The 12,507-nt window shown below is 63.4% G+C and carries 12 protein-coding genes; 4 read left to right on the top strand and 8 right to left on the bottom strand.

Annotated features, from left to right (window positions below):
* The first annotated feature begins 2 nt into the window (after positions 1–2).
* The 4 genes from Y707_RS0102865 to Y707_RS0102850 are packed head-to-tail and all read left to right on the top strand — an operon-like array spanning position 3 to position 4,998.
* Positions 3–1,628 carry a phosphoglucose isomerase-related protein gene (locus Y707_RS0102865; protein WP_026533958.1) on the top strand — a complete coding sequence of 542 codons (1,626 nt, stop codon included), beginning with the start codon at positions 3–5 and terminating at the stop codon, positions 1,626–1,628.
* A gap of 3 nt (positions 1,629–1,631) precedes the next feature.
* On the top strand, positions 1,632–3,176 hold the full coding sequence (gene zwf / locus Y707_RS0102860; protein WP_026533957.1) for a glucose-6-phosphate dehydrogenase: 1,545 nt from the start codon (positions 1,632–1,634) through the stop codon (positions 3,174–3,176).
* Positions 3,173–4,141: a glucose-6-phosphate dehydrogenase assembly protein OpcA gene (locus Y707_RS23010; protein WP_051441578.1), complete on the top strand. Its 969-nt coding sequence runs from the start codon at positions 3,173–3,175 to the stop codon at positions 4,139–4,141. The genes zwf and Y707_RS23010 overlap by 4 nt, the downstream gene beginning before the upstream one ends.
* Positions 4,138–4,998: a 6-phosphogluconolactonase gene (locus tag Y707_RS0102850; protein ID WP_026533956.1), complete on the top strand. Its 861-nt coding sequence runs from the start codon at positions 4,138–4,140 to the stop codon at positions 4,996–4,998. The genes Y707_RS23010 and Y707_RS0102850 overlap by 4 nt, the downstream gene beginning before the upstream one ends.
* A gap of 104 nt (positions 4,999–5,102) precedes the next feature.
* Here the strand turns inward: Y707_RS0102850 and secG are convergent, their stop codons facing one another.
* The 8 genes from secG to rapZ all read right to left on the bottom strand — a co-directional run bounded on the left by secG (position 5,103) and on the right by rapZ (position 12,418).
* A complete protein-coding gene (gene secG / locus Y707_RS0102845; protein ID WP_026533955.1) occupies positions 5,103–5,354 on the bottom strand; it encodes a preprotein translocase subunit SecG in 252 nt (83 codons plus the stop codon).
* 59 nt (positions 5,355–5,413) lie between these two features.
* Positions 5,414–6,229 carry a triose-phosphate isomerase gene (gene tpiA / locus Y707_RS0102840; protein ID WP_026533954.1) on the bottom strand — a complete coding sequence of 272 codons (816 nt, stop codon included), beginning with the start codon at positions 6,227–6,229 and terminating at the stop codon, positions 5,414–5,416.
* A gap of 69 nt (positions 6,230–6,298) precedes the next feature.
* On the bottom strand, positions 6,299–7,546 hold the full coding sequence (locus Y707_RS0102835) for a phosphoglycerate kinase (protein ID WP_026533953.1): 1,248 nt from the start codon (positions 7,544–7,546) through the stop codon (positions 6,299–6,301).
* Between the two features lie 11 nt (positions 7,547–7,557).
* Complete coding sequence (gene gap / locus Y707_RS0102830; protein ID WP_026533952.1) at positions 7,558–8,568, bottom strand: type I glyceraldehyde-3-phosphate dehydrogenase; 1,011 nt, start codon at positions 8,566–8,568, stop codon at positions 7,558–7,560.
* Between the two features lie 169 nt (positions 8,569–8,737).
* Positions 8,738–9,361: a superoxide dismutase gene (locus Y707_RS0102825; RefSeq protein WP_026533951.1), complete on the bottom strand. Its 624-nt coding sequence runs from the start codon at positions 9,359–9,361 to the stop codon at positions 8,738–8,740.
* Positions 9,362–9,503: 142 nt separating this feature from the next.
* Positions 9,504–10,484 (bottom strand): DNA-binding protein WhiA, encoded by a 981-nt coding sequence (whiA, locus tag Y707_RS0102820; RefSeq protein ID WP_026533950.1) that lies wholly within the window; start codon positions 10,482–10,484, stop codon positions 9,504–9,506.
* Positions 10,485–10,493: 9 nt separating this feature from the next.
* Complete coding sequence (locus Y707_RS0102815) at positions 10,494–11,519, bottom strand: gluconeogenesis factor YvcK family protein (RefSeq protein ID WP_026533949.1); 1,026 nt, start codon at positions 11,517–11,519, stop codon at positions 10,494–10,496.
* Positions 11,519–12,418 carry an RNase adapter RapZ gene (gene rapZ, locus Y707_RS0102810; RefSeq protein ID WP_026533948.1) on the bottom strand — a complete coding sequence of 300 codons (900 nt, stop codon included), beginning with the start codon at positions 12,416–12,418 and terminating at the stop codon, positions 11,519–11,521. Before rapZ ends, Y707_RS0102815 begins: the two co-directional genes overlap by 1 nt.
* Positions 12,419–12,507: the final 89 nt, after the last annotated feature.

Here is a 12,507-nt window from a genome sequence, read left to right as displayed (position 1 = left end):
CCATGAGTTCGCTCTCCATTGACGCGGCGGCCGCCGCCCGCCAGGCCATTGATCGGCATATAAGTGCCCTGGTGGAGGACCACGTCGCCTCCCGCATCACCGCGAAGGACGCGACGCTGTGGGGTAAGGACGCCGAGGCGGAAGCGTCACAACGGCTCGGATGGGTGGAGTTGGCGGAGACCTCACGGCCGCTGGTGCCGCGGATCCTTCAGCTGCGGGACGAACTCAAAGCCGAAGGCGTCACGCGTATCGCCTTGGCAGGGATGGGCGGATCCTCCTTGGCGCCGGAAGTCATCACCCGGACCGCCGGCGTCGAACTGGCCGTTTTGGACAGTACCGACCCGGAGCAGGTACGCCATGCTTTGGAAGACAACTTGGAGCAGACCGCCATCGTGGTCTCTTCCAAGTCCGGCTCGACGCTGGAAACGGATTCGATCCGGCGGACCTTCGAGAAGGCGTTCAATGATGCCGGACTGGATGCAGCCCGGCGCATCATTGTCGTGACGGACCCGGGTTCGCCGATGGATTCCGACTCCAGGAAGGCCGGTTACCGCGAGGTCTTCAACGCCGATCCGAATGTCGGTGGCAGGTATTCGGCGCTGACCGCTTTCGGCCTGGTTCCCTCCGGACTGGCCGGCGTCGATATTGAAGCGCTGCTCGATGAGGCCGAGGAGGCCTCGGAAATGCTGCGGGACGACGACGACGGCAACATTGGTCTGGTGCTGGGGGCTGCCCTCGGCGGAACTGAGCCGCTGCGCAACAAGATCGTCATCGTTGACGAGGGATCCTCGATGGTTGGTTTCGCGGATTGGGCCGAACAGCTCGTCGCCGAATCGACGGGAAAGCTGGGCACCGGTGTCCTTCCGGTCGTCGCCGAACCGGATTCGCCTGAGGTGTCATCGGATGCGTCGGACATCCTGGTGGTGCGGCTCGTCGGCCAGGATGCCCACGTGGAACTCAAGGACAATCAGATTGCAGTGTCGGGCAGCTTGGGCAGCCAATTGTTGGCCTGGGAGTATGGCACGGTCGTCGCCGGCCGCCTGCTGGGGATCAATCCCTTCGACCAACCGGATGTCGAAGCAGCCAAGGACGCCGCACGCGGGCTGCTGGACAACCGCCCTGAGCAGGCGCCGGCAAACTTCACCGACGGCGCCATCGAGGTCCGTGCCGACCAAACGATGCTCGGCAATGCCGCCAGCGTGGACGATGCGCTGCGCGCCCTGATAGAGCAGCTGCCATCGGATGGATATCTCAGCGTGCAGGCGTACTTTGACCGCATTGCCTATGAGTCGCTGTCCCGGGTCCGGGATCCACTGGCGCGCATCACCGGCCGGCCCGTCACATTCGGATGGGGACCACGGTTCCTGCACTCAACCGGGCAGTTCCATAAAGGTGGACCCGCAGTGGGCGTCTACCTCCAGGTGACGGCGGCCGCAGACGAGGATCTGTCCATTCCGGACCGGCCCTTCAGCTTCGGTGAACTGATTTCGGCGCAGGCGGCTGGAGATGCCCAGGTCCTGGCTGACCATGGCCGGCCGGTACTGCGCCTGCACCTGACGGACCGCGCTGCGGGCACGAAGCAGCTCATGGACGCAGTGGCCTTCCTCAACACCAGCGGCGGAATGTGACTGATGCCCACGAGTGAATCCACCCGGCACAGGAATCCCCTGCGGGATCCGAGGGACCGGCGGCTTAACCGGATCGCAGGCCCTTCCTCGCTGGTGCTTTTCGGCGTAACCGGCGACCTCGCCCGCAAGAAGCTGATGCCGGCTATCTATGACCTGGCCAACCGCGGCCTGTTGCCTCCCAGTTTCGCCCTCGTCGGCTTTGCACGCCGGGACTGGGATGACGAAGAATTCGCTGCCCAGGTGAAGGAGGCGGTGCAGCAATACGCACGCACCCCTTTCAGCGAAGATGTCTGGAGCCAGCTGGCCGAAGGTATCCGTTTTGTTCAGGGTGAATTCGACAACGACGACGCGTTCGACCGGCTGAAGAAAACCGTCGGCCAACTGGACGAGCAGCGCGGAACCCAAGGCAATCACGCGTTCTACCTGTCCATTCCTCCGAACAAGTTCGAGCAGGTTTGCCAGCAACTGTCACAGCACGGGCTGGCCAATGCCGAAGAGGGCACCTGGCGCCGCGTCGTCATCGAAAAGCCGTTCGGTCATGACCTGGAATCCGCCCGGGAGCTCAACGAAATCGTCGAGTCCGTATTCGCGCCGGATTCCGTCTTCCGCATCGACCACTATCTGGGGAAGGAAACGGTCCAGAACATACTGGCGCTGCGCTTCGCCAACCAGTTGTTTGAACCGCTCTGGAATTCGAACTACGTCGACCACGTCCAAATCACCATGGCGGAGGATATTGGCATCGGTGGCCGTGCGGGGTATTACGACGGCGTCGGCGCGGCCCGCGATGTCATCCAGAACCACTTGCTTCAGCTTCTTGCCCTGACGGCAATGGAAGAACCTATCACCTTCGATGCCGGCGATCTGCGGGCGGAGAAGGAGAAGGTACTGGCCGCCGTGAAGCTCCCGGAAGACCTCGGCGCCCACTCGGCACTAGGCCAGTATGCCGGCGGCCTGCAGGGCGGCCAGGAAGTGAAGGGGTACCTCGAAGAGGACGATATCCCCCAGTCTTCGATCACCGAAACCTACGCCGCGCTGCGCCTGGACATCAACACCCGCCGCTGGAGCGGTGTCCCGTTCTACCTGCGTACCGGCAAGCGGCTTGGCCGGCGGGTGACGGAGATCGCCGTCGTCTTCAAACGGGCCCCCAACATGTTGTTCCCGCATCACGATGAAGACGACTTCGGCCAGAACGCCGTCGTTATCCGGGTCCAGCCCGATGAGGGAGCGACCATCCGTTTCGGCTCGAAGGTTCCCGGAACCCAGATGGAGGTCCGGGATGTGACCATGGACTTCGGCTACGGACATGCGTTTACTGAATCCAGTCCTGAGGCCTATGAACGCCTGATCCTCGATGTGCTGCTGGGGGAACCACCGTTGTTCCCGCGGCATCAGGAGGTCGAGTTGTCGTGGAAGATCCTGGACCCCTTTGAACAGTACTGGAGCGAGCACGGTGAACAGCCCGAGGCGTATAAACCCGGAAGTTGGGGACCACCGGCCGCGGCTGAGCTGCTTGCCCGTGATGGACGATCCTGGAGGCGGCCGTGATTGTTGATCTGCCCGGTACAACGACGTCGCAGGTTTCCAAGGAAATCATGACAATGCGCGAGCTCGGCGGTGTGGTTGCCCTCGGCCGGGTCTTGACGCTGGTGGTGATAACCCGCTCGGGTTATGAGGAAGAGGCCATAGAGGCAGCCAATGCCGCCAGCCGGGAGCACCCGTGCCGGATCATCGTGCTGGCCGGTGGCGATACTGACCAGGAAACCCGCCTGGATGCCCAGATCCGGGTCGGTGGTGACGCCGGAGCCTCGGAGGTGGTGGTCCTGCGCGGGCAGGGGTCATTGGCGGTCGAAAGTGAATCAGTGGTCTCGGCGTTGCTGCTGCCCGATGCGCCAATCGTTGCCTGGTGGCCGCATGGTATTCCCGAATCAGCCGCTAACAGCTCCATCGGACGGATTGCGCACCGCCGGATCACGGATTCGGCCAACGAACCTGATCCGCGTGCGGCGTTGAAGCACATCAGCGGAACCTACGTAGCAGGCGACACCGATCTCGCCTGGACCCGCCTCACCAACTGGCGTATCCAGCTGGCTGCGGTGATGGACCACGTTTCAGCTGAACCGGTCACCCGGATTACGGTGGAAGGCGCCACGGACTCCCCCAGCACCTTGCTGTTGGCTTCCTGGTTGACAATGGCGCTGGATTCCCCCGTCAAGATCATTGACGATCCCGCTGGCACCGGGATCCGCAGGGTCCTGCTTGAGCGGAAGGGCGGCGATATTGAGCTGGTCCGTCCGAATCTGACCGTCGCCACCCTGAATCAGCCGGGCCAACCTGTCCAGCGGATTGCCCTGCCCCGCCGCACGCTCCAGGCCTGCTTGGCGGAGGAACTGCGCCGGCTGGACCCCGATGAAGTTTTCGGAGAAGTGATAACAGAAGGACTGAACCGTGCGTTGGCCGGTGCCCGGCCTGACGGACCAGGGTCAGCCAGTGAGGAGACCGTTTCAGCATGAGTGCATCCCCCAGGGTAAAAATCCACAGCGACTTCGATGGTTTGAGCAGTGCTGCCGCCGGCCGGCTTATCGACCGACTGGCCTTGGTGCAGCGCCGGCGCGGCGAAGCCACCGTTGTCCTCACCGGTGGCACCCTGGGGATTTCGATCCTGGCCTCCATCGCCGCAGCGGACAACGTCGGCGATGTTGACTGGGCCCGGGTGAACTTCTGGTGGGGCGACGAACGGTTCCTTCCCGGCGGCGATGCCGAGCGGAATGCTGTGCAGGCCGAGGAAGCATTGCTGGGGCGGGTCGGCGTCGACCGGCTTCGGATCCACCCGTTCGGATCCGCTGACGAGTTTGAGGATGTCCATGCGGCGGCCGATGCCTACGCGGCGGAGCTTGCGCTGGAAGCAGCCCACGAACGGTCGGCCGAGGGCAGCACAGGGACGGAGCCCGGTTCCGCACCGGATCGCGCGGTGGACCGTGACGTTTCCAATCGTGCTGCACGGTTGCCGCAGTTCGATGTACTCCTGCTGGGGGTAGGCCCGGATGCTCACATCGCCTCCCTCTTCCCCGACATGGAAGGCGTCCGTACCCGCAACCAGACGGTCGTTGGAGTCGAGAATTCGCCTAAGCCACCCCCGTTGCGGGTGTCGCTGACTCTGGAGGCGATCAATTCAGCGGATGAGGTATGGATCGCCGTGGCCGGAAATGACAAGGCTGGAGCGGTGGGACTGGCGTTGGCGGGCGCTGCGCCTGTCCAGGTGCCGGCAGCAGGGGCGGCCGGCCGGTCAAAGACGCTGTGGCTGATCGACCAGGACGCTGCCGCGCAGATTCCAGAACAGTTGATGATCTCGGAGAGTGTGGAACAGTAGCTTCACTTGCATAAGCAGAGGCCGCTGGCGGTTCCGTAACCGCCGGCGGCCTCTTATATCTTCATTCAGTTCAAACACCCCGGCGCCGCCGGGGACCAGCGGACCTATGAGTCGCCGGAGAACCGCATCACCAGTCCGAGGGCAATGATCACCAGGCCCCAGGTGATGCCCAGGGCGACGGTGAAGCGGTTCAGGTTCCGCTCAGCGACGCCGGATGAGCCGAGGCTCGATGTCATGCCGCCGCCGAACATATCCGACATGCCACCGCCGCGGCCCTTGTGGAGCAGGATCAGCAGAGTCAGCAACAGGCTCGTGAGCCCGAGGAGAATCTGCAGGATGATGTGTAGAGCGTCCACAACTGCCTTTCAGCGTTGATGATAAAAAGTAAATCGGGTCGAGCCGCGCCAGCCGGACGTCAGCCGGTCACAAGATGCTGCTCGAACCTGACAATACTAGCAAATTCTGCCGGGTCCAGGCTGGCACCACCGACCAGCACACCATCGACATCCCGCTGCTGCAGAATCGAGGCCGCGTTGGCGCCCTTAACGGATCCGCCGTACAGCAGCCGCACCTTGGCGGCAACACCTTCGTCATACAGCTTCTCCAGCTCAGCGCGCAGGGCCGCACACATTTCCTGAGCGTCCTCCGGACCCGCAACTTCCCCGGTCCCGATGGCCCAGACCGGCTCGTATGCCACCACGATCCCGGCAGCCTGCGCGGCTGGCAGCTCCGCCACGGCTGCGCGCAGCTGTTCGAGGCTGTGCTCGACGTGCTTGCCCGCCTGGCGGACGTCCAGGCCCTCGCCGACGCACAGCACGGGGGTGAGTCCATGGCGGTAGGCCGCCTGGACTTTGGCCTTCAGCAGCTCGTCGGATTCACCGTGGACAGTGCGCCGTTCGCTGTGGCCGACAAGGGCATACTTGCAGCCGAGCTTGGCGAGGAATTGCCCGGAGATGTCACCGGTGTAGGCGCCGGAGTCCTGATCGGAGAGATCCTGTCCGCCGTAGCCGATTTCGAGTTCGTCGCCGTGCACGAGGGTTTGCACCGACCGCAGGTCCGTAAAGGGCGGGAACACGGCCACCTCGACCCGGCTGTAGTCGTGCTTGGCGTCGCTGAGGGTCCAGGCCAGTTTTTGCAGCATGGTGATGCCCTGAACATGATCCAGGTTCATCTTCCAGTTCCCGGCGATCAGCGGTGTCCGGTCGTACTTGCCGTTGGTCGAGGTCGTCATAGCTCTCCGAAGTGTCGTGTTTGGCGCGGATGTATATTGCGGTCGCTGTGCAGGATCACAGCACCGCCACTAGCTCTCAAGTGCGGTCAGTCCGGGCAGTTCCTTGCCCTCCAGGTATTCAAGGCTGGCGCCACCGCCGGTGGAAATATGGCCGAACTGGCTATCCTCGAAACCGAGGCTTCGCACAGCTGCCGCCGAGTCGCCGCCTCCGACGACGGTGAATCCCTGGGTCTCGGTCAGCGCCTGGGCGACGGTCTTCGTGCCGCCGGCAAAGGCGTCGAATTCGAATACCCCCATCGGCCCGTTCCAGAAAACGGTGCGGGCCGACTTGATGTAGCCGGCAAAGGCCTCTGCCGAGGCAGGACCGATGTCCAGGCCGATCCCGGATGATCCGAAATCGCTCTGTTCGATCGACTCCGCCGCCACCGTGGCGTGTTCGGCATCGGCGGCAAACCCGGAGGCAACCTCGATGTCGGTGGGCAGAACGAATTCACAGTTCGAACCGGCGGCAGCGTCGAGGTAGCCCTTTACCGTGTCGAGCTGGTCCTCCTCCAGGAGACTGGAACCCACGTTGTGGCCCTGCGCTGCCAGGAAGGTGAACACCATGCCACCGCCGATCAGCAGGTAGTCCGCCTGGGCCATCATATTGTCGATCACGGCCAGTTTGTCGGAGACTTTGGAACCGCCCAGGACAACGACATAGGGACGATCGGGATCCTTGGTCAGCTTGTCCAGCACGTCCAGCTCGGTGCGCACCAGATCTCCCTGGTATGCGGGCAGCCGCTTGGCGATATCGAAAACACTCGCATGTTTGCGGTGTACGGCGCCGAAGGCATCGTCCACATATGCGCCGGAGGCGCCGTCCTGGGTTGTGAGGGCAGCCAGCTCGTCCGCCATGGCGCCGCGCTCGGCGTCGTCCTTGCTCGTTTCCCGTGCGTCGAAACGAACGTTCTCGAGTACCAGGACGTTGCCTTCGGATAGTTCCGCCGCCTTGGCGCGTGCGCTTTCGCCGACCGTGTCCGCAGCCAGCTCGACTTTGAAGGAGGCGAGTTCGGCGAGCCGGTCAGCAGCCGGTTTGAGCGAATACTGCGGATCCGGTTCGCCCTTGGGCCGGCCCAGGTGCGCCATCACGATGACGCGGGCACCGGCGTCGCAGAGCTTCTGCAGGACCGGCAACGAGGCACGGATGCGCCCGTCGTCGGTCACCTGCTTGGACGCGCCGGAGCCGTCGAGCGGCACGTTCAGGTCCGACCGGACCAGGACGTGCTTGCCCTGGACTCCTTCGGCAATCAGTTCGTCGAGGGTAAGTGCAGCCATTCCGCGCGCCGTCAGGAAAGCTTTTCAGCGACGATTTCGGTCAAATCAACGAGGCGGTTGGAGTAACCCCATTCGTTGTCGTACCAGCCAACGACCTTGACCTGGTCGCCAATCACCTTGGTCAGGCCGGAATCGAAAATGCACGACGCCGGATCGGTGGTGATGTCGGATGAAACCAGTGGGTCCTCGGTGTAGCTGAGGTAGCCCTTCAGCGCACCATTGTCGGCTGCGGCCTTGTAGGCGGCGTTGACCTCTTCCTCGGTGACCTCGCGGTCGAGGGTCACAGTCAGGTCGGTGACCGAGCCGGTAGGGATGGGGACGCGGATGGCGTAGCCGTCCAGCTTGCCCTTCAGCTCCGGCAGCACCAGGCCGATGGCCTTGGCTGCACCGGTGGAGGTGGGCACCAGGTTGACGGCGGCGGCACGGGCACGGCGCATGTCCTTGTGCGGGCCGTCCTGCAGATTCTGGTCTGCGGTGTAGGCGTGCACAGTGGTCATCAGGCCGCGCTGGATGCCAAAGCTGTCATTGAGCACCTTGGCCAGCGGGCCGAGGCAGTTGGTGGTGCAGGAGGCGTTCGAGACGATGTGGTGCTTCTCGGAGTCATACTGATCGTCATTTACACCCAGGACCACAGTCAGGTCCTCGTCCGAAGCGGGGGCCGAAATCAGCACCTTCTTCGCGCCGGCGTCCAAGTGCTTGCGCGCATCGCCGGCCTTGGTGAAGAAGCCGGTGGACTCTACGACGATATCGACGCCGAGATCCTTCCACGGCAGGTTGGCGGGGTCTTTTTCGGCGAGAACCTTAATGATCTTGCCGTCGACCACCAGGTCGCCGTCCTTGACCTCGACACTGACCTTGAGACGGCCGGTGACACTGTCGTACTTGAGCAGGTGGGCCAGAGCTTCCGGGCTGGTCAGGTCATTAACGGCGGCAATCTCGATGTCCGCCCCCTGCTCCAGTGCCGCACGGAAATAATTGCGGCCGATACGACCGAAACCGTTGATTCCAACACGAGTAGTCACTTGTTTCTTGCTCCTTCATAGTCGTACGCAGTTTCAACTTCTCTAAGCCGCTCACACTTGGCCGTGCGGTCAGCCGGAGACCGGTGGAAAGCCGCCGCCGCGTTCGACGGCGGACTTTCCGTGGCCTTATCCCAGGCGGCATCGCACGGGCGGGCCGCTAAGGGTGCTGCTAGAGGGTGATCAGGCTGGAGGCATTGTTGCGTGCGCCTTCAAAACGACGGGCGACGTCGGCCCAGTTGACGATATTCCAGAACGCCTTGACGTAATCAGCCTTAACATTCACGTAATCCAGGTAGAAGGCGTGCTCCCACATGTCCAGCATCAGCAGCGGAGTCGTCCCGACAGCCACGTTGCCCTGCTGATCGTAGAGCTGCTCGATGACGAGGCGCTTTCCGAGCGGTTCCCAGGCGAGGAACGCCCAGCCGGATCCCTGCAGGCTCAGCGCCGCGGCGGTGAAGTGATCGCGGAACTTGTCGAAGGAACCGAAGGTGTCGTCAATGGCTGCGGCCAGGTCGCCCTCAGGCTTGTCGCCACCGTCCGGGGACATGTTGTTCCAGAACACGGAGTGGTTGATGTGGCCACCGGTGTGGAACGCCAGATCCTTGGACAACCGCGGGATATTGGCGTAGTCGCCCTTCTCCCGCGCCTCCGCCAACTGTTCAAGGGCGCTGTTGGCGCCCTTGACGTAGGTTGCGTGGTGCTTGTCGTGATGCAGCTCCATGATCCGGGCCGAGATGTGCGGCTCGAGTGCTGCGTAATCGTAGGGCAAATCGGGAAGTGTGTACTCGCTCACGAAATCCTCCACCTTTTCACTTATCTGATCTGGATGGCATCTCCATCCAGAAACCTGTGCCGGCCGTCTTTGCGGGCAGCCGGTTTCCCGGTGCGCGCGGAGGACGGCCTAATGCGGCACTAGTCCTATCCTAGGCACGCACCTACTCTTCAAGCATCTCTGCGGTCACATTCGCCTCGGTCCCCGGAATACCAAGCTCGATGGCCCGCTTGTCGGCCATAGCCAGCAACCTTCTAATCCGTCCCGCAATAGCGTCCTTCGTCATAACCGGATCGGCGAGCCGCCCGAGTTCGTCGAGGCTTGCCTGCTTGTGCGCCACCCGGAGTTCACCGGCGTACTTGAGGTGATCCGGGACGTCCTCGCCCAGGATCTCCAGAGCCCGCTCCACCCGGGCACCGGCGGCAACAGCGGCTTGGGCGGAACGCCGCAGATTGGCGTCGTCGAAGTTTGCGAGCCTGTTGGCAGTGGCACGCACTTCCTTGCGCATCCGCCGCTCTTCCCAAACCAGCAGGGTCTCATGAGCGCCCATCCTGGTCAGCAAGGCCGCGATGGTGTCGCCGTCGCGGATCACGACCCGGTCCACGCCTCGTACTTCACGGGCCTTGGCGCCAATGCTGAGCCGGCGGGCTGATCCGACCAGCGCAAGTGCCGATTCGGGGCCGGGGCAGGTCACTTCCATCGAGGAGGACCGCCCGGGTTCGGTCAGCGAACCGTGTGCCAGGAAGGCACCGCGCCAGACGGCTTCGGCGTCCGCAGTGGAGCCATTGACGACGACGGAGGGCAGCCCACGTACCGGTCTGCCCCGGGCGTCCAGCAACCCGGTCTGCCGGGCCAGGGATTCACCGTCCCGCACCACCCGCACCACATAACGGTTGCCCCGGCGCAGCCCGCCGCCGGAGACAACGATGATCTCGCTGTTATGCCCGTAAACCTCGCCGATCGCCGTGCGCAGGCGCCTCGCCGTCGAAGCGAGGTCCACCTCCGCCTCAATGACAATCCGTCCGGAAATAATGTGCAACCCACCGGCGAACCGGAGCATTGCTGAAACCTCGGCCTTGCGGACCGACGATTTCTTCACTTCCAGGTGGGAAAGCTCTTCTTTGACTGCAGCAGTCAACGCCATCGGACCATCCTAACTGTCCCCAAAAATATCGTGGTAGGCCGCCGCCAGACGGAGTGGGTCATGCACCGGACGTCCGTCCGACGCACCTACTTTACCCAAGACCACCTCGGCACCAATCATTGCGGCTGCACGTTCGAACTCGGCGTAATCTTCAATCGCCCTAGGATCAGCCAAGACTACATCCACACCGAACTCCGGAGCATAGCGGGAGATCACCTTCAGGTGGTCGGCCGCGCTCATTCCGGAAGTTTCCTTGGTGTGGACCGAGAGATTCATGGTCAAGCAACGCCGGGCCGGAGTGCGGCACAGCGCCTCCCGCAGTTCGGGCAGCAGTAAGTGAGGCAGCACCGAGGTGTACCAGGAGCCCGGCCCGAGTATGACCCAGTCGGACAGTTCAATCGCGTTGAGCGCGTCGACACAGGCCGGCGCGTCATCCGGAATCAATCGCACGTTTTCCACGCTGCCGGCCACGGCCAGCGAGGCCTGCCCGGTAACGGTATCCAGTCCGGTTTCGCCCGAAGGGAAAGTTGTAGGAACCTCACCCTCGATGGTCAGCGGTACGCTCGCCATCGGCAGGACCCGGCCCCGCGCTCCGAGCAGCGCGCCGGCCCACTGGAGGCCGGCCACGGGGTCGCCCAGCAACTCCCAAAGGGTCACAATGAGCAGGTTGCCCATTGCATGTCCGTTGAGCGTTCCAGCCCGCGACACGTCCGGCTGGAACCGGTGCTGCATGACGTCGCGCCAAGTCCTCCCCCAGTCCGTGTCATCACAGAGCGCGGACAGTGCCATCCGCAGATCCCCGGGCGGCAGCACCCCAAGTTCCTGGCGCAGGCGTCCGGAGGAGCCACCGTCGTCGGCCACCGTGACGACGGCAGTCAGATCCGAGGTCAGCAGGCGCAGGGCCGAAAGCGAAGCGGACAGGCCATGGCCACCGCCAAGGGCGACGACGGCGGGGTCGTTTTCCTTGTGCTGCGGGGTGGGAGCCGACGACGGCGCCACCGGCACTATGGGCAGCGGTCCAGTACGAATCGCCACTACTCGCGCCCCAGGTCCCGGTGGCTGGTCGTAACGGTGACCCGCGGAAGTTGCGCCAGCCGCTTGGCGATCTCAGTGCTGACGGCAACCGAGCGGTGCTTGCCTCCGGTGCAGCCAATCGCGATCGTCGCATAGTGCTTGTTTTCGCGGCGGTAACCGGTCAGGACAGGTTCAAGTGCATGGACATAGCGGTCAACGAACTCCTCCGCGCCGGAATCGACAAGGACGAAGTCGCTGACCTCCTTGTCCAGCCCGGTATGGGGACGCAGCCGCGGAACCCAATGCGGGTTCGGAATGAACCGGACGTCGGCCACGAAATTGGCATCCACCGGCAATCCATACTTGAAGCCGAAGCTCATCACGTTCAGCCGCAGGACCACCGGTCCGGTGGCGGAGAAATATTCCGTAATGGCGGTGGCGAGTTCATGGACGTTCAAATCCGTCGTGTCCACCACCATGGCGGAGGAATCTTTCAACTCGCGCAGAATCTCACGTTCGGCGGCGATGCCGTCCAGGATTCTTCCATCGCCCTGCAGTGGATGCGGGCGGCGCCCCTGCTCGAAACGGCGCACCAGCACGTCGTCACTCGCGTCCAGGAACAGCACCCGGAAGGTAACTCCGCTGGCTGTCAGGCCGGCAAGCGAATCACGGATGTCGCTGAAGAGCGCCTTGCTGCGCACATCGACGACGACGGCGAGCTTGGGTATCGACTGGGGCATCCGCGATACCAGATCGGTCAGCGTGGCCAACATCTGGGGCGGCAGGTTCTCCACGACATACCAGCCATGATCCTCCAGAGCATTGGCCGCCGTGCTGCGCCCCGCTCCGGACATTCCGGTTACCACCAGCAGTTCCGACTCCGCAGGTTTTACCGGCGTCAGGCTCTCAGTCTGCGTCATTCTCCCCATCCTGTTTGCACCCGGCGGGAAAATCCCGCGGCGCCTCTCATCACTATTCCTCACCAAGCCTAGCCGTTCGGCAGCGGCGG

This window comes from Arthrobacter sp. H14, from assembly GCF_000520495.1.
GTDB lineage: Bacteria > Actinomycetota > Actinomycetes > Actinomycetales > Micrococcaceae > Arthrobacter_C.
The sequence above is the reverse complement of the archived record's forward strand: the minus strand, read 5'-3'. Positions and strand labels throughout refer to the sequence as shown.

What these genes read in the sequence shown, in the direction of transcription:
- rapZ (WP_026533948.1), bottom strand. Translation starts at nt 12,418, where the DNA reads ATGACGCAGACTGAGAGCCTGACGCCGGTAAAACCTGCGGAGTCGGAA.
- whiA (WP_026533950.1), bottom strand. Translation starts at nt 10,484, where the DNA reads ATGGCGTTGACTGCTGCAGTCAAAGAAGAGCTTTCCCACCTGGAAGTG.
- tpiA (WP_026533954.1), bottom strand. Translation starts at nt 6,229, where the DNA reads ATGACGACCTCGACCAACGGCAAGTACGACCGGACACCGCTGATCGCC.
- zwf (WP_026533957.1), top strand. Translation starts at nt 1,632, where the DNA reads ATGCCCACGAGTGAATCCACCCGGCACAGGAATCCCCTGCGGGATCCG.
- Y707_RS0102865 (WP_026533958.1), top strand. Translation starts at nt 3, where the DNA reads ATGAGTTCGCTCTCCATTGACGCGGCGGCCGCCGCCCGCCAGGCCATT.
- Y707_RS0102835 (WP_026533953.1), bottom strand. Translation starts at nt 7,546, where the DNA reads ATGGCTGCACTTACCCTCGACGAACTGATTGCCGAAGGAGTCCAGGGC.
- Y707_RS0102850 (WP_026533956.1), top strand. Translation starts at nt 4,138, where the DNA reads ATGAGTGCATCCCCCAGGGTAAAAATCCACAGCGACTTCGATGGTTTG.